The 16,776-nt window shown below is 64.5% G+C and carries 16 protein-coding genes; 9 read left to right on the top strand and 7 right to left on the bottom strand.

What is annotated here, in order from left to right; translation table 11 throughout:
- The first annotated feature begins 2 nt into the window (after positions 1 to 2).
- Complete coding sequence (sorB, locus tag ABIB90_RS30185) at positions 3 to 311, top strand: SorB family sulfite dehydrogenase c-type cytochrome subunit (RefSeq protein ID WP_354201901.1); 309 nt, start codon at positions 3 to 5, stop codon at positions 309 to 311.
- A gap of 208 nt (positions 312 to 519) precedes the next feature.
- Positions 520 to 720, top strand: coding sequence for a cold-shock protein (locus ABIB90_RS30180; RefSeq protein ID WP_007596519.1), 201 nt, complete (start codon positions 520 to 522; stop codon positions 718 to 720).
- 170 nt (positions 721 to 890) lie between these two features.
- Here the strand turns inward: ABIB90_RS30180 and ABIB90_RS30175 are convergent, their stop codons facing one another.
- Complete coding sequence (locus ABIB90_RS30175; RefSeq protein ID WP_007596520.1) at positions 891 to 1,352, bottom strand: Lrp/AsnC ligand binding domain-containing protein; 462 nt, start codon at positions 1,350 to 1,352, stop codon at positions 891 to 893.
- Between the two features lie 114 nt (positions 1,353 to 1,466).
- Here ABIB90_RS30175 and putA point away from each other — a divergent pair, with 114 nt between their 5' ends.
- From putA to ABIB90_RS30160, 3 genes are all read left to right on the top strand, one after another.
- A complete protein-coding gene (putA, locus tag ABIB90_RS30170; RefSeq protein WP_354201900.1) occupies positions 1,467 to 4,466 on the top strand; it encodes a bifunctional proline dehydrogenase/L-glutamate gamma-semialdehyde dehydrogenase PutA in 3,000 nt (999 codons plus the stop codon).
- Positions 4,467 to 4,580: 114 nt separating this feature from the next.
- On the top strand, positions 4,581 to 5,786 hold the full coding sequence (locus ABIB90_RS30165) for a CaiB/BaiF CoA transferase family protein (protein ID WP_354201899.1): 1,206 nt from the start codon (positions 4,581 to 4,583) through the stop codon (positions 5,784 to 5,786).
- 151 nt (positions 5,787 to 5,937) lie between these two features.
- Positions 5,938 to 6,585 carry a glutathione S-transferase family protein gene (locus ABIB90_RS30160; protein WP_354167817.1) on the top strand — a complete coding sequence of 216 codons (648 nt, stop codon included), beginning with the start codon at positions 5,938 to 5,940 and terminating at the stop codon, positions 6,583 to 6,585.
- Between the two features lie 9 nt (positions 6,586 to 6,594).
- Here ABIB90_RS30160 and ABIB90_RS30155 read toward each other — a convergent pair whose 3' ends face one another.
- The 3 genes from ABIB90_RS30155 to ABIB90_RS30145 form a co-directional block, all read right to left on the bottom strand.
- On the bottom strand, positions 6,595 to 6,759 hold the full coding sequence (locus ABIB90_RS30155; protein WP_219683035.1) for a hypothetical protein: 165 nt from the start codon (positions 6,757 to 6,759) through the stop codon (positions 6,595 to 6,597).
- Between the two features lie 25 nt (positions 6,760 to 6,784).
- A complete protein-coding gene (locus ABIB90_RS30150; protein WP_354201898.1) occupies positions 6,785 to 8,332 on the bottom strand; it encodes a hypothetical protein in 1,548 nt (515 codons plus the stop codon).
- Between the two features lie 94 nt (positions 8,333 to 8,426).
- Positions 8,427 to 9,407, bottom strand: a complete 981-nt coding sequence (locus tag ABIB90_RS30145; RefSeq protein WP_007596530.1) for a hypothetical protein — start codon at positions 9,405 to 9,407, stop codon at positions 8,427 to 8,429.
- A 287-nt stretch (positions 9,408 to 9,694) separates the two neighbouring features.
- On the opposite strand from ABIB90_RS30145, the gene ABIB90_RS30140 reads away from it, so the two are divergent.
- Positions 9,695 to 10,873, top strand: a complete 1,179-nt coding sequence (locus ABIB90_RS30140; protein WP_354201897.1) for an MBL fold metallo-hydrolase — start codon at positions 9,695 to 9,697, stop codon at positions 10,871 to 10,873.
- Between the two features lie 212 nt (positions 10,874 to 11,085).
- Here the strand turns inward: ABIB90_RS30140 and ABIB90_RS30135 are convergent, their stop codons facing one another.
- The 3 genes from ABIB90_RS30135 to ABIB90_RS30125 form a co-directional block, all read right to left on the bottom strand.
- Positions 11,086 to 11,583 carry a TPM domain-containing protein gene (locus ABIB90_RS30135; RefSeq protein WP_219683032.1) on the bottom strand — a complete coding sequence of 166 codons (498 nt, stop codon included), beginning with the start codon at positions 11,581 to 11,583 and terminating at the stop codon, positions 11,086 to 11,088.
- A 3-nt stretch (positions 11,584 to 11,586) separates the two neighbouring features.
- The gene (locus tag ABIB90_RS30130; protein WP_354201896.1) at positions 11,587 to 12,480 is read right to left on the bottom strand and encodes a TPM domain-containing protein; all 894 of its coding nucleotides are present in this window, start codon (positions 12,478 to 12,480) and stop codon (positions 11,587 to 11,589) included.
- A 132-nt stretch (positions 12,481 to 12,612) separates the two neighbouring features.
- A complete protein-coding gene (locus ABIB90_RS30125) occupies positions 12,613 to 13,221 on the bottom strand; it encodes a LemA family protein (protein ID WP_007596535.1) in 609 nt (202 codons plus the stop codon).
- Positions 13,222 to 13,404: 183 nt separating this feature from the next.
- Between ABIB90_RS30125 and ABIB90_RS30120 the strand changes: the two genes are divergently transcribed.
- The 3 genes from ABIB90_RS30120 to ABIB90_RS30110 are packed head-to-tail and all read left to right on the top strand — an operon-like array spanning position 13,405 to position 16,625.
- Complete coding sequence (locus ABIB90_RS30120) at positions 13,405 to 14,259, top strand: enoyl-CoA hydratase (protein WP_007596537.1); 855 nt, start codon at positions 13,405 to 13,407, stop codon at positions 14,257 to 14,259.
- A 5-nt stretch (positions 14,260 to 14,264) separates the two neighbouring features.
- Complete coding sequence (locus ABIB90_RS30115) at positions 14,265 to 15,413, top strand: acyl-CoA dehydrogenase family protein (protein WP_354201895.1); 1,149 nt, start codon at positions 14,265 to 14,267, stop codon at positions 15,411 to 15,413.
- 15 nt (positions 15,414 to 15,428) lie between these two features.
- Complete coding sequence (locus tag ABIB90_RS30110; protein ID WP_354201894.1) at positions 15,429 to 16,625, top strand: acyl-CoA dehydrogenase family protein; 1,197 nt, start codon at positions 15,429 to 15,431, stop codon at positions 16,623 to 16,625.
- The last annotated feature ends 151 nt before the right edge of the window (positions 16,626 to 16,776 follow it).

Below are 16,776 nucleotides of genomic sequence, written 5' to 3'. Positions count from 1 at the left end.
TCATGCAGCGCACCGTTTTCCTCACCATCACGCTCGCCCTCGCCGCCGTGGTGGGTTCGGCACTTGCGGCACCGGTCAATTACAAGACCCCCGATGAGGTCGCGGCGTTCAAGCCCGGCCCCAATCTCGAAGTCGTGCAGGGCAATTGCAGCGCCTGCCACTCCGCCGACTACATCAACACGCAGCCGCTGATGAAGGACAAGAAAGCTTTCTGGCAGGCCGAGGTGACCAAGATGATCAAGGTCTATGGCGCCCCGATCGACGATGCCGATGTCGGCAAGATCGTCGATTATCTGGCCGCGACTTATTGACGGATGGCGCGCGGCGCGCGGACCAAGTGACCGCGAAACGGGCAAATCCGGCAAAAACGCTGCGAAGTTGAGCGGAATTCGGCGAAATGCCGATGTGGTTTGAGCTACCAAGCCAGCCACATTCCGCGTATCGTATTAGGACCGAACCGGCCGGTTGGCGGGGACTGGCGGTTCGAGATCTCGGAGGAAGACCCGCGGAGAAGTCGTGATGGCTAAAGGTACGGTCAAGTGGTTCAACCCGACGAAGGGTTATGGATTTATCCAGCCTGCGTCGGGCGGCAAGGATGTGTTCGTGCATATCTCGGCAGTGCAGAAAGCCGGTCTGTCGTCCCTGAACGAAGGACAGACGGTGGAATATGAAGAGATCGCAAACCGAGGCAAAAGCTCCGCAGAGAACCTCAAAGTATAAGCCCGCCGGCCTTTGCTAACTCCCGGATCGATCCGGGAGCCGGGCCAAGAAATTTCAGAAGACGGTCAGTGCATTCGACGACAGGCGTTGCGATTGCACACGGAGAACTATTTGTCCCGCGAAGACCGCCCGTTCGACGCCACAGCAATGACAATCGCGACGGCACTTCGTTAGTCCACCGGCAACGGTGCGTCGCGCTTGATCTCTTCCATCACCGCATAGGTTCGCGTTTCGCGCACGCCGGGCATCGACAGCAAGGTCTCGCCGAGGAAGCGCCGATACGCGGTCATGTCTGCCAGCCGCGCCTTCACAAGATAGTCGAAGCCGCCGGCAACCATGTGACACTCCAGCACTTCGGGCGCGAGCTTCACCGCGCGGGCAAAACGCTCGAAATTGTCGGGCGTGGTCTTGTCGAGCAGCACTTCGACGAACACCAGGAGCCCGAGGCCGAGCCGGTGCGGGTTGAGCCGCGCGCCATAGCCCTCGATAAAGCCCTCTCGCTGCAAACGCTTCAGCCGTTCGCCGATCGAGGTGGGCGATAGCCCGATGCGTTCCGCGAGCTCGACATTGGCGATTCGCCCGTCCTGCTGCAAAATCGAGAGGATTTTCCGGTCGGTTCGATCTAATTCCATACTTTATGAGGCCAAATGGCTATGAGGCTTCATTTCCTAAGCCAAATCAGCTAAATTGTCTATCGAGCTAAGGTATTGCGGGCATTATCCTGGATTGAAGCCACAGGACACGCCATGCCGAACATTCCGCCTCTCTTCTCCGCCGCCTACGCGCCCGATGATGCCGATATCGCCGCGCGCCTTTTGCCGTCTGCGCATCTCGGCCCGCCGCAGGAGGCGAGGATCGATCGCACCGCGACACGGCTGATCGAAGCCATCCGCAAGCGCGACGACCGGCTCGGTGGAGTCGAGGACATGCTGCGGGAGTTCGCGCTCTCGACCAAGGAGGGGCTTGCTTTGATGGTGCTGGCCGAGGCGCTGCTGCGCGTGCCGGACGCGCGCACTGCCGACCAGTTCATCGAGGACAAGCTCGGCGAGGGCGACTTCATCCACCACGAGACCAAGTCCACCGCCTTCCTGGTCAACGCCTCGGCCTGGGCGTTGGGCCTCTCGGCGCGGGTGATCCAGCCCGGCGAGACGCCCGACGGCACCATCGGCCGGCTGGTGAAGCGGCTGGGCGCACCGGCCGTGCGCACCGCCACGCGGCAGGCAATGCGGCTGATGGGCAATCATTTCGTGCTGGGGGAGACCATCGCGCAGGCCCTGGAGCGGGCCCGGCCGCGCTCCGGCGAGAGGGCGCGCTATTCCTTCGACATGCTCGGCGAAGGCGCCCGCACGGCCACTGATGCCAGGCGCTATTTCGACGCCTATGCCAGCGCGATTCTGACCATCGGCAAGGCGGCCGGCAACCATCCCCTGCCCGACCGGCCCGGTATCTCCGTCAAGCTCTCGGCGCTGCATCCGCGCTTCGAAGCGATCAGCCGCGACCGCGTGATGGCCGAGCTGGTGCCGCAACTGCTGGACCTGGCGCAGCGCGCCAAGGCCCATGACCTCAATTTCACCGTCGATGCCGAGGAAGCCGACCGGCTGGAATTGTCGCTCGACGTGATCGCGGCAACGCTCGCCGATCCCTCGCTTGCGGGTTGGGACGGATTTGGCCTTGCGATCCAGGCCTATCAGAAGCGCGCCGGCGACGTGATCGACTATGTCGACGCGCTCGCCCGCGCGCATGACCGCAAGCTGATGGTGCGGCTGGTCAAGGGCGCCTATTGGGACACCGAGATCAAGCGCGCGCAGGAGCGCGGGCTCGCCGGCTATCCCGTGTTCACGCGCAAGGCGATGACGGATCTGAACTACGTCGCCTGTTCTCAAAAGCTCTTGAGCCTGCGGCCGCGCATCTTCCCGCAATTCGCCACCCACAACGCGCTGAGCGTCGCGACGGTGCTGGAGCTTGCCGGCGCCAACGGCGGCTTCGAATTCCAACGCCTGCATGGCATGGGCGAGGCACTCTACGAGCAGCTCGCCAAGGACCGCCCCGAGATCGCCTACCGCACCTACGCCCCGGTCGGCAGCCATCGCGACCTGCTCGCTTATCTGGTGCGGCGACTGTTGGAGAACGGTGCCAACTCCTCCTTCGTGGCGCAGGCGGCTGACTACCGCGTGCCTGTTACGGCGCTGTTGCAACGTCCGGCGGATGCCATCGTCCGGCCGCAGCAGGCGGCCCATCCGAAAATTCCGCTGCCACGCGATCTGTTCGCGCCGGAGCGGCGGAATTCGCGCGGCGTCGAATTCGGCGCGCGCGCCGCGCTCGACCGGTTGCTGACGGATGTCAAAGCCGAGACGATCGACCTCAAGCCGATCGCGAACGCAACCCCGGATCAGGCCAATGCGGCAGTGGCTGCAGCGCGCGCCGGCTTTGCCGCCTGGAGCCGGACACCCGCAGCCACGCGCGCGGCGGCGCTGGAGCAGGCCGCGCATCTTCTGGAGAACCGCGCGCCCCATTTCATCGCGCTGCTGCAACGCGAGGGCGGCAAGACGCTCGACGATGCGCTGTCGGAGCTGCGCGAGGCCGCCGATTTCTGCCGCTATTACGCCGCGCAGGGCCGCAAGCTGTTCGGCAACGATGTGGCGATGCCGGGGCCGACCGGCGAGAGCAACGCGCTGGCCATGCGCGGCCGTGGCGTCTTCGTGGCGATCTCGCCATGGAATTTTCCCTTGGCGATCTTCCTCGGCCAGGTCACGGCGGCGCTGATGGCCGGCAACAGCGTGGTGGCCAAGCCCGCAGAGCAGACCCCGCGCATTGCGGTCGAGGCGGTGCGGCTGCTGCACGAGGCCGGCATCCCCGCAAGCGCGCTGCATCTCGTCGCCGGCGACGGCCGCGTCGGCGCCGCGCTGACGGCGCACCCCGGTATCGCCGGAATCGTCTTCACCGGCTCGACCGAGGTCGCGCGCAGCATCAATCGGGCGCTGGCGGCCAAGGACGGGCCGATCGTGCCGCTGATCGCGGAGACCGGCGGCATCAACACCATGATCGCGGATGCGACTGCGTTGCCCGAGCAGGTCGCAGACGATGTCGTCACCTCGGCGTTTCGTTCCGCCGGCCAGCGCTGCTCGGCGCTGCGGCTGCTGTTCGTGCAGGAGGACGTCGCCGACCGCATGATCGAGATGATCGCGGGCGCGGCGCGCGAGTTGAAGATCGGTGACGCGAGCGACGTCGCGACCCACATCGGTCCGGTGATCGATAGCGAGGCCAAGCAGCGCCTCGATGCACATATCGCACGGATGAAGAGAGAGGCACGGCTGCACTTTGCCGGCACCGCGCCGGAGGGCTGCTTCGTGGCGCCGCATATTTTCGAGCTTGGCGATGCCGGCCAGCTGACCTCGGAGGTGTTCGGCCCGATCCTCCACGTTGCGCGCTATCGTGCGGAACATCTCGAACGCGTCCTGCAAGCCATCGAGCGCACCGGCTACGGTCTGACGCTCGGCATCCATTCCCGCATCGACGACACCATCGAGGCGATCGTCGACCGCGTCCAGATCGGCAACATCTACGTCAATCGCAACATGATCGGCGCTGTCGTCGGCGTGCAGCCGTTCGGCGGCAACGGCCTGTCCGGAACCGGCCCGAAAGCCGGCGGCCCGCACTACCTCGCGCGCTTTGCGACCGAGCAGACCGTGACGATCAACACCGCAGCAGCCGGCGGCAACGCTGCCCTGCTCGCAGGGGATGAGTGAGCCGCGGCGAGGAGCGTTGCATCCCGCCGAAACATCGGTCTAATGCTGCCCCTGACGTGGCCCTCGCCAATTCCAGCGCGCGGGAAACAACACGAGCGAGGGAGCAACGCGGCGATGGAAAATGGCATTTTTGCAGGGCTCAAGGTGCTGGATTGCGCGAGTTTCATCGCAGCACCAGCCGCCGCGACCGTGCTGTCGGATTTCGGCGCCGATGTGGTCAAGATCGAACCGCCCGGCGCAGGCGATCCCTACCGCAACCTGCCCAACATTCCGGGCTATCCGACCAGCGAGCACAATTTCGCCTGGCTGCTGGAGGCCCGCAACAAGAAGAGCATCGCGCTCGACCTCGCAAAGCCGGAAGCGCAGGCCGTGCTCTACAAGCTCGTCGAAGAGGCCGACGTCTTCATCACCAACATGCCGCCGCCGGTGCGCACCAAGCTCGGCATCACCTACGACCACCTCGCCCATCTCAATGATCGCCTGATCTATGCCTCCTTCACCGGCTATGGCGAGAAAGGCGAAGAGGCCAACAAGCCCGGCTTCGACAGCAACGCCTATTGGGCGCGCTCCGGCCTGATGGACCTCGTCCGCGCCGACACCGACACGACGCCGGCCCGCTCGGTCGCCGGCATGGGCGACCATCCCTGCGCCATGGCGTTCTACGGCGCCATCGTCACCGCGCTCTATCAGCGCGAGAAGACCGGCAAGGGCTCGCATGTCGCCTCCAATCTGATGGCAAACGGCGTGTGGGCTGCGAGCGTGCTGGCGCAGGCAAAGCTCTGCGGCGCCAAGTTTGCCGAGCGGCGGCCGCGCGAACGCGCGTTGAACGCGGTCGCCAACCACTACCAGTGCAAGGACGGCCGCTGGCTAATCCTGTCGCTGCTGAGCGAGGAGAAGCAGTTTCCGACGCTGGCCAGGTGTCTTGGCCGCGAAGACCTCATCACCGATCCGCGTTTCGCTACCAAACCCGACCGCCACGCCCGCTCCGTCGAGCTGATCAAGATCTTCGACGAGACCTTTGCAACCAGGGATCTCGCCGAATGGCGCAAGATCCTCGACGGCAACGGACTGGTGTTCGGCATCGTCGGCATTTTGGACGACATCCCGAACGACAAGCAGATGCTCGACAACGAGGTGCTGGTGCCGTTCGAGAACGACACCATGCTCACCATTTCCAGCCCGATCTGGATCGACGGCGCCAAGAAAGTGCAGCCGCGCAAGCCGCCCGGCGTCGGCGAGCACAGTGACGAGATTTTGCGTGGCGCGGGATACGACGAGGCCGCGATCAAGCAGCTGCGGTCGCAGGGGGCGGTGGGGTAAGGCGATACGCTGCCATAATCCCGTCATTGCGAGCGCAGCAAAGCAATCCAGAATCCCGCCGCGGATGCATTGCTGGATTGCTTCGCTACGCTCGCAATGACGACGTCGGGAGATCGCGGTATAACAATTGGCAAAGCAATCGCGAGGTCCCATGCCCAGCTACCGCCTGCACTACTTCCCCGAATCCGGCAACAGCTACAAGCTGGCGCTGATGCTGACGCTTTGCGGCGAGGGGTTCGAGCCGGTCTGGACCGACTTTGGCGGCGGCGTCACGCGCACGCCGGAATGGCGCAAGAGCGTGAACGAGATGGGCGAAATTCCTGTGCTCGAGATCGACGGTGTGAAGATGACGCAGACCGCGCCTCTCCTGCTCAAGCTTGCCGAGCAGTACGGGCGTTTCGGTGCCGAGACCGAGGGGGAAAAGTTCGAGCTGCTGCGCTGGCTGTTCTGGGACAACCACAAGCTCACCGGCTACATGGCGACCTACCGCTTCATGCGCGCCTTCACGCAAAGCAACGATCCGCAAGTGCTGAAACATTTCCGCCGGCGGCTCGAGGATTTTCTCGGCATTCTCGACGGCCATCTGCAGCACAATCAATTTGCGATCGGCATCAGGCCGACCGTCGCCGATATCTCGATGATGGCCTATCTGCACTATCCGAGCGACGAGCACGGCTTCGATTTCGCGGAAAGCTATCCCGCCATCCAGGCCTGGCTTGGCCGCATGGCCGCACTGCCCGGGTGGAAGCCGGCCTACGAGCTGCTGCCCGGCAAGCGCATGACGAACTACGCGAAGTGAGGGCGCCGACTACTTCAGCGCGAGCCAGCCGAGCGTGAACAGGATTCCGCCGATGATGACGACGACCGCGACCGCCCAGGTGCTGACGCGGATGCTGCCGGTAACCTGCTTGGCCTCTTCATTCTGCGCGATCTCGCGATTGCGCTCCTTGTTGGCTTCGCTCGTATTCGTCATGGGTTCATCCAAATCGCTTGTGGGCTTAACGCGTCTTGATGAAGCACATGCCGATGCGGCGCGAGGCCGCGGCAGCCTGACAGGTCAGCCCTTTAGCACAGCTCCATGACGTAAAACTCTTGTCGGCCGATCCCGATCCTGCATTTTCCAGGGAACAATGCGCGCCCCAGCCGTCCTGATATTCGGTCCCCGCCAGCTCAGTGCTGCCGCGGGTCTGCGGCCGGCTGGCAAATCCGCGTGAGAAATCAGGACGTTTGCCCGCGGCCATCGCGGTCAGGATGTCGCGGCGGCGGATCTGGTCGCCAAGAAAATGCGGCGAGGCCGGCACGATGGTGGCATTGGAGGGCTTGTCCGCAAGCCAATCGACGCCCGGGAAGTGAAAGCCGCCGATGCCGCGGGTCTGGTGGCAGCCGGCACAGGTGACGTCGTTGAGGCGGCGCTGGAAGCCCGCGACCGAGCGGACGTTCTGCATGTCGCCGCGCGCGGCCGCTTGCTTCAACGCACCGACCACGTCGTTGTCGGAGAAGACCGGCTCGCCTTGCCCCTCTCCGTTGCCCTCCCCCTGCATCATCCCGAACTCCGGCTGCAAAGGAGAAGCATCGAGGCCGGCTGGCATCGGCACGATTGCAGCCTTGGCCAGGAATTTCTCCGGGATCAGCACCGTGCCGCGATCGAAATCGCGAAGATGATCGGGCGCGAGCAGCCAATCCCTGAAGTCGCGCCGGAGCGCGTCGTCCGTGAGGATGCGGTCACGGTCGATCTGGTTCTCCAGCGTCGATTCCTCGAACATCTTCGAGACGGCGTCGTACTTGAACACCTTGAGCAGATAGTCGGAGCGGAAATCGTGCAGCGCCGATTTCGCCGCAACCGAGATCTGAACATTGGTCTCGATGCGATCGAGCATCGCATCGTAAGGGAAGAAGTCGCTGCCGATCAGCCCCTGCCAGTCGCCATTGCCGAGCCAGCGTCGCGCGACCTCGGCGCAGGTGATCGGCTTGCCGTTCCCGTCCATCTGGCGCGCGTCGCGCGCCTTCATCACCAGATTGAGCGTCATCGGCAGCCGCGTGGCTGTCCTGCCGCCATCCGGTTTTGTCTCGAAACGCGCGAGACGATAGATCAGCCTGATCTCGCCGCAAGAGTCTTCCGAGACATAGGCCCGGTCCATGCGGTTGACGATGCCGGCCAGCACGAAACGGGTATCGCGGGATTTCAGATTGGCGCGATCGAACAATTGCACGTCGAAGCCCTCGCCGACGCCGATGGTCTCGGTCGGATATGCCGCCTTCTGCCGCGCGATGTAGCGGTCGATCTCCGTGTCGATTGCGGGGCGAATTTCCTTGAGCTGCGACAACCACGAAAACATCAGATCGGTCGTCAGCGGAAAGTTCGCGTTCCGCTCCGGCCACAACAGGCGCGAGATGGTGAGCGCATCGTGCTGGTCGAGCTCGCGCAGGAGATCGGGATCGGTGATCGCCGTGCCGCGCGCCAGTTGCGCGTTCTCCGCGGCCAACAACGACACGATGCCGCCGAAAAATACGGCGGCGGCAACGAGAATTCGCAAGGCGCGGCTCATGCCTCAGGTAACACCGCGCAGGGACGGCTATTCAAGCAAAAAGGCGCTTCACATCGTGGTGAAGCGCCTCTTCGAAAGTCGGATGATGAGCCGCTCAGCGCGCGACGATCAGCCCTTTGCTGGTGACGACCACCCAGCGGCCGTCCTGACGGCGGATCGCATCGACACGGCCAACGCCGGGGATGGGGTCGCCGGCATAGACCTCGTAGAGGCCATTGCGACCCTCGACCAGTGCGCCGCCGTTGGAGACGTCGCGCAGCACCCAGCCTTCGACCGTCGGCAGCCGGCCGATTTCGGTCTTGGGTGCGGCGGGAACTGGCGCAGCTGCCGCGGTCGCAACCTGCGCCGGTGCGATCGAGCCGGTGGTCTCACGGGCCGGCACGGCGGCTGCGGCTTGGGCGGGCGCCGCGGGCGGGGTGGCGCGGAGCTTGTCGACGGTCTCGGACAGCTTCGCGATTTTGGCCATCGGCTCGGCCTGCGCCTTCTCGAGCTTGTCGAGGCGGTCGTTGGTGCGGTTGAACTGGCCGAGGCCGGTCTTGGACGTGTGCTCGACGTTGGCCTTGAGCGCGACGACATCGGCATCGATCCGGGCGACCGAGGATTCCAGCGCGCTGGTGTCGGCAACCTGTGCCGGCGCGGGGCTTGCGAAGTGCATCATCCCTGCGGTCGCGAGCGCGCCGCTGATGGCGCCGACACTGGCCGCAATCGCCACCACCGCGGCCATCGCCGACAGGCGGCGCTTGCCGGCGGTCTCGCGCGGCTCGTCTGCTTTCACATGCGGCGCGAACTCCTCGCGGTCCCAGGACCGCTCCGCGGGTGCCATGACGATGAGCTTGCCGGGCTTTGGCTCGGACTTGGTTTCAGGCTTGGTCTCGGCTTTGGCTTCGAACTTCGGCGTCTCGATCCTCGATGCCTCGATTTTTGGGGGCTCGACCTTGGCCAGGTCGGGTTTGGGCGGCGTCTCGTGGTCGGGGGCAATCGAGGGGGCCTCGATGCCGGCAGCAGCCTCGATGGCCTGCGGCACGGTCGCTGCGGCTTCGACGACGCCAGTATCCTGGGCGGCCTGCTCGGGCATTGGTTCGCTCACGGCTCAAATACTCCAGTCTCGGTTGACCTTTTGGTAACTTTCATTGCTTGCGAATTCCTTACCTGCGGACCCGCTTGCCAAAATTTTAGGAATTCATCCGGGGCCGAATTGGGCCGGTAAAGTGGAACCGGTGTGGCGCTGTGCAACAAATCGTCAGCCGATGTTGCCCTGCGGCAGGCCACGCTCTCGCCGAACAGGCTGTTGCCCGCCCCTGTTACCCCGCTAACATGACTGCCCTGTCAGCCAGAACGGCTGCAGAGGCCCTTGGGGGTGTCATGACGATCGAGAAGTGCATCAACGAGTTTGGCGTCGATGACATCATCTTCGAGGAGGGCTCGACCGGCCGCGAGCTGTACGTTGTCCTCGACGGGGAGGTCGAGATCGCCAAATTCAGCGGCGCCAGCAAGACCAGCATCATCAAACTCGGCAAGGGCGAATTCTTCGGCGAGATGGCCGTGATCGACGGCTCCGCACGTTCGGCGACCGCGATCGCGGCGGCGCCGAACACCAAGGTGATGCGGGTCAACCACGCCCGCTTCGTCTATCTCGTCAGCCAGCAGCCGGCGTTTGCGTTGATGGTGATGGATGCGCTGTCGAAGCGCCCGCGCGGCCAATGCGGTCAGCTATCGGGCGGCCCAATCATGAGCGACGGCAAGCCGACAGCCTTTCCGGTCCTGATGAAGAACGACACCTGCTCGCTGATCCAGGCGGCGGACGACGTCTACCAGATCCGTTTCTCCAATCGCGCCGCCAACGTCTATCTCGTGCGCGGCTCGGCACGAACCATCCTGATCGATACCGGGCTGTCCTCGAACTATGCGGCGATGGTCGAATGCCTGAACTTCGTCGGCTGCCCGCCGGAGAAGATCGACATGGTGGTGCTCAGCCACGAGCATCTCGACCACATCGGCGCAGCCTGGCACTTCAACGAGCGCCGCACCTTCGTCGCCGCCCATCGCCTCGCCGCCAACAAGATCATGCTGCGCGACGACTTCTCGATGCTGCGAAAGATGTTCAACGAGCCGAACGTGCCTGTTAATATCGACATCTGGCTCGAGGAAGGCAATCTGATCGACCTCGGCAATTTCCGTCTCAACGTGATGCACACGCCGGGACACACCTCGGCCTGCATCACGCTGTTCGATCAGGACAAGGGGCTATTGTTCGCCGCCGATACGCTCATGCCCGGCGGCGTGATGGGCGGCGTGTTCGGCTCCGGCAGCATCGCCGACTACATCGAGTCGCTGGAGCGGCTGAAGGGATTGAACGCGAAGATCCTGCTTTCAGGCCACGGCCGGCTATCGGACGCGCCACAGGAAGACGTGCGTATCGCCATTGCGCGGTCGCACGGCTTGCTGGAGGACACCGCACAATTGTTCGAAGCGCTGGATGCGCGCTCGAACTTCGAGCCGATCATGCAGTCGGTGCGGGATCTGAACAAGCTGGACGATTAGGTGGGCGTGCGGCTGCGTGTGCCCGCGAGGCGAAGCACCGATGTCCCCACAACGTCGTCCTGGCGAAAGCCAGGACCCATACCGCGGGGTCCATCGGCCGTACGCAGCAGGCGTACCGAACGATGAATCTTCGCCAAACTTCTCCCTGGGGTAATGGGTCCTGGCTTTCGCCAGGACGACAGCGGGGCTCCATCACCGCCTGCTTGTAGCGACTACATCACCACCGGCGCATCCGGCAGCTCGTTCGCATGCGGGCCCTGCGGCGGGAAATGCCTTGCCAGCTCGCGGGACACCGCCTCGATGCCGTCGATCACGCCGCGTTCGAATTGCCCTAATCTGAACTCCGCCTCCATCGCGCGGCAGATGCTCTCCCAACGTTCGCGACCAACCTTCGCATCGATACCGCGGTCGGCGATGATCTCGACATCGCGGTCGGCGAGCAGGAGATAGATCAGGACGCCGTTGTTGTGCGCGGTGTCCCAGATGCGCAGTTGCGAGAACACGTCGAGCGCGCGCTCGCGCGCCGGCTGGTTGCGAAACAGCGGACCGCCGTCGAGCGCGCCTTCGACCACGAACCGGACCTGACCGGAATGGCTGGCTTCGCCGCGCTTGATCGCCTGCTCGATGCGGTCGAGCGCGCCCTTAGGAAACACCTGCTTGGCACGCCAATGATGCTGGAGCAGATGCCGGGTGATGCGCTTGATGCTCATGACCTACCAGCTCCCCGAGGCGCCGCCGCCGCCAAAACTGCCGCCACCGCTACTGAAGCCGCCACTCGACGACGACCCGCTGCTCCAGCCGCCGGATGACGGGCCGCTCGACCACGAGCCGCGACGCGACGACCCCGTGCCCGATCCCGCCCCAAACAGATCGGCGATAAACGTCAGGACAGCGCCGAGCACACCGACGCCCAGTCCAACGACCGCGGAGCCGATCACGAACCAGGCGAGGACACCAACGATCGCTCCCGTTATTCCCGAACCGAACAGCCGCCCGAATATGGAGCGCAGGATGCCGCCGATCACCAGCGGGCCGAACAGCAGGAAGTAAAAAAGCGGCTCGACGTCGTTCCAATCGCTGAAATTCACGCTGCGCGAGGGCGTCGGCAGCGGCTCGCCGTCGATGACGCGGATCATGCGATCGACGCCTGCCGTGATGCCGCCGGCGAAATCACCGCTCCTGAATTTCGGCGTGATGGCTTCATCGATGATGCGCCGCGACGTGACGTCGGTGAGCGCGCCCTCGAGGCCGTAACCGACCTCGATGCGCAAATGCCGGTCGTTCTTGGCCACGACGAGGATGGCGCCGTCATCGACCTTCTTGCGCCCGATCTTCCAGGCCTCCGCAACGCGGATCGCGAATTGCTCGATCGTCTCCGGATCCGTCGTCGGCACGATCAGGACGGCGACCTGGCTGCCCTTGCGCGTCTCGAAGTCCTGCAGCTTTTGCGACAACGCGGCGATGTCACCGCTGGAGAGCGTGCCGGTCTGATCGACCACGCGGCCGGTGAGTTGGGGTATGGCGACATCGGCCGAGGCGGGAAGCGCAAAGGTGAGGAAGAATGAGAATGCGACAGCGACTATCGCTCGCCACACATGGGCTGTCATCGCCCGGCTTGACCAGGCGATCCAGTATTCCAGAGACGCCAGCGGGATACGGTGAAGCCGCGGCGTACTGGATTCCCCGCCTTCGCGGGGAATGACAGTGGTGGGTGGGGTATGCATCGGAGTCGAAGGCACTTACTTCGACGGCGCGGGCGCCGGATTGAAATCGACCTTCGGTGCGGTCGAGATTTCCTTCTCGTTCCCGACCGTGAAGTTCGGCTTCTCCTTGTAGCCGAACATCATCGCGGTGACGTTGCTCGGGAACGACCGGATGGTGACGTTATAGTCCTGGACCGCCTTGATGTAGCGGTTGCGCGCCACGGTGATGCGGTTCTCGGTGCCTTCGAGCTGCGACATCAAATCCTTGAACAGCGCATCCGACTTGAGCTGCGGGTAGTTCTCGGTGACCACGAGCAGCCGCGACAGCGCGCCGGAGAGCTCGCCCTGGGCGGCCTGGAATTTCTGGAATGCGGCGGGATCGTTCAGCACCTCGGGCGTCGCCTGGATGCTGCCGACCTTGGCGCGGGCATTGGTGACGCCGAGCAGCACGTCCTTCTCCTGCTGCGCAAAGCCCTTCACCGAGTTGACGAGATTGGGCACGAGATCGGCGCGGCGCTGATACTGGTTCACGACCTCGGACCAGTTGGCCTTGATCTGCTCGTCCTCGCTCTGGATCGCGTTGTAGCCGCAATTGGTGAGGCTCAACGAGGCCAGCGCCGCCAGTACGGTCAGGATCTTGCGCATCAAATTTCTCCCGGTGGAATCGGGTGCAAGCTACCAGATTGCGCGCGCGAGATGCCAGACATCTTGCGTCCGGGCCGAGGCCGCGAAATGCAGCCGATGTACGCAAGCCTCTTGCTTAATCCCGGCTGTAATAGTCAACTTGAGGGAACAATAATACCGGGTCGGGAACGCCAGGGGAACGCGATGAGTTCGTTCGAGACCATCCTCGTGGAGAGGCCGGAGCCGGCGATTGCCCGGATCGTGATGAACCGGCCCGACGCGCGCAACGCGCAGAACCTGCAAATGACCTACGATCTCAACGCCGCTTTCGATGAGGCGGTGCAGGACGATTCGGTCAAGGTGATCATTCTCGCCGGCAACGGTCCGCACTTCTCCTCGGGCCATGATTTGCGGCCCGGCAGCAAGAATGAAGCCGGCGTGGATTTTCCGCCGATCGGGAATTGGGGCGGTTTCGCCGAAGCAAACGCTCATGGCCGCTTCGCGCGCGAGCAGGAAATCTATCTCCAGATCACGCGGCGCTGGCGCAACCTCGCCAAGCCGACCATTGCCGAGGTGCACGGCAAGTGCATCGCCGGCGGCCTGATGCTGGCCTGGGCCTGCGATCTGATCGTCGCCAGCGACGATGCGCAGTTCTGCGATCCCGTGGTCACCATGGGTGTCTGCGGCGTCGAATGGTTCGTGCACCCCTGGGAGCTCGGCCCGCGCAAGGCCAAGGAATTTCTATTCACGGCCGACGCGTGGAGCGCGCAGGAGGCGCACCAGCTCGGCATGGTCAACCGGGTCGTGCCGCGCGCAGAGCTTTCATCCGTCGTGCTGGAGCTGGCGCGCAAAATCGCGTCAAAACCGTCCTTTGCGCTGAAGCTGACCAAGGAAGCCGTGAACCGCTCGGTTGACGTGATGGGCCAGCCGGCCGCGATCGACCAGGCCTTTGCGCTGCATCAGCTCTGCCACGCGCATAATCTTCAGGAATTCGGCATGGTGGTCGATCCATCCGGCCTGCACCCCTCCGTGCGCAAGCCGCCGGCAGCCGCGGAGTAGACAGGATGGATCTCAATCTCACCGACGAGCAACGGCTGCTGCGCGAAAGCGCGGAGCGCTTCGTGGCCGAAAGCTACGATGCCGATCACCGCCGCAAGATGGCGAACGACCCGCTCGGCTTCAGCCCGGCGATGTGGACGCAATTCGCCGAACTCGGCTGGCTGGCATTACCGATCGCGGAGGAATTTGGCGGGCTCGGCGGCGGCGCGGTCGAGATCGGCATTTTGATGGACGCCTTCGGCCGCGGGCTGGTGTCGGAGCCGTATATCGCAACGGTCGTGCTTGGCGCTGCGTTGATCGAGCGGTGCGGCAGCACGGCGCAGAAGCAGGCCATCCTGCCGAAGATCGCGGATGGATCGTTGAAACTCGCGTTCGCGCATTCCGAGCGCGCGGCGCGGTTCGATCTTGCCAAGGTTGCAACCACCGCCCACAAGACGGCGCAAGGCTGGCGCCTTGCCGGCAGCAAGATTGCCGTGCTCGACGGTCATGCCGCCGACGAGATCATCGTCTCCGCGCATATCCATGATCATCAGGGACCGTCGGGCCGCATCGGCCTTTTCCTGGTGCCGGCGACGACGCCGAGCCTCGCCATCAGCGACTACGAGCGCCTCGGCGGCGGGCGGGCCTGCAACATCGAGCTGTCGGACGTGCAACTGCCGGAGGATGCCCTGCTCGGCAACGGGCATGACGCACTGGCGGCCATCGAATGGGCTGTTGACCGCGCCATGGCTGCGCTTGGCGCCGAGGCCGTCGGCATCATGCAGGTGCTGCTGGACACCACGCTGGAGTACACAAAAATCCGAAAGCAATTCGGCCGGCCGCTCTCGGCCAACCAGGTGATCCGCCACCGCCTCGCCGACATGGCGGTGCAGGTCGACGAAGCGCGTTCGATGGCGTTGCGCGCCGCGCTGAAGGTCGACTCCGATCCGGTCGAGCGCGCGCGGGCGGCGTCGGGCGCGAAGGCGAAGATCGGCAGATCCGCACGTTTCGTCGGCGAGCAGTCGATCCAGCTGCACGGCGGCATGGGCGTCACCGAAGAGCTCGAGGTCGGCGCTTATTTCAAGCGGCTGGTCGCCTTCGACACGCTGTTCGGCGGCAGCGCCCACCATTATGGCCGCCACGCCCGGCTTGGCCGCACCACCGTGCCAGCCTGACACAAGGAGCGCATCATGGACCTGTCGTTCAATGCCGAGGAGCGCGCCTTCCAGGGCGAGGTGCGCGGCTTCATTGCGAAAAATCTCACCGAGGAGATGAAGCGCGCGACCGCGCTGACGCCGTCGGTGTTCTCCGACCCCGATATCGGCATGGCTTGGCAGCGCACGCTGCACAAGCAAGGCTGGAGCGCGCCGGGCTGGCCGATCGAGCATGGCGGTCCGGATTGGACGCCGGCGCAGCGCTGGATTTTCGAGACCGAAAGTGCGCGGGCCGGGGTGCCCAATGTCAACGTGATGGGCGTGAAGATGGTCGGCCCCGTCATCATCGGTTTCGGCTCGGCGGAGCAGAAGAACTTCTACCTGCCGCGCATTCTCTCCGGCGAAGACTATTGGTGCCAGGGCTATTCCGAGCCGGGCTCCGGCTCCGATCTCTCTTCGCTGAAGACCCGCGCGGTGCGCGACGGCAACGACTACGTCATCAATGGCACCAAGATCTGGACCACGCATGCCCACCACGCCAACCGCATGTTCGCGCTGGTGCGCACCAGCGACGGCCCGCGGCAGCAGGACGGCATCAGCTTCATCCTGATCGACATGAAGACACCGGGCATCACAACGCGCCCGATCCTCACCATCGGCGGCGACCACGAGGTCAACCAGGTGTTCTTCGACGACGTGCGCGTTCCCGTGGCGAACCGCGTCGGCGAGGAAGGCAAGGGCTGGACCTACGGAAAATATCTGCTCGAGTTCGAGCGCGGCTCCGGCATCGCCTCGGCAAAATTGCGCGAGGGGCTGAAGGCGATCGCGGAGCTTGCCGAGTCCGACCTGACGGGGCGCGCCATCGACAGTCCCGACATCGCGACGCGCATCTCCGAGGTCGAGGTCGACATCGACGCGCTGGAGATGACCGAGCTGCGCGTGCTATCGGCGCTGCAGACCGGACAGAATCCCGGTGCGGTGTCGTCGATCCTGAAGCTGCGCAACAGCGAGATCCGGCAGGCCGTGACCCGGCTTGGCGCCGACGTGATCGGCCATGACGCCCTCGCGGTCGAGCCGATGCGCCCGCTCTACAGGCTCAACCATGAGCCGCCGATGCCGGAGGAGATGCTGACGGTGGTACCGGAATATCTCAACGGCCGCGCCTACACGATCTTCGGCGGCACCTCGGAGATCCAGCGCGATATTATTGCGAAGATGATGCTGGGGATTTAGCGCGAACTTTTTCCTCACCCTCGGTGTGGGGGGGGGGGGGGGGGGGGGCGCGGCGGGGGGGGGGGGGGGGGGGCCCGCCCCCCCCAAACCCCCCCCCCCCCCCCCCACCTGCAGCGTCGAACGGGGGGGGGCGCAGACAGCGCCCGCGCGA

It is taken from the genome of Bradyrhizobium sp. JR4.1 (assembly GCF_040548605.1).
Taxonomy (GTDB): domain Bacteria; phylum Pseudomonadota; class Alphaproteobacteria; order Rhizobiales; family Xanthobacteraceae; genus Bradyrhizobium; species Bradyrhizobium canariense.
The sequence above is the reverse complement of the archived record's forward strand: the minus strand, read 5'-3'. Positions and strand labels throughout refer to the sequence as shown.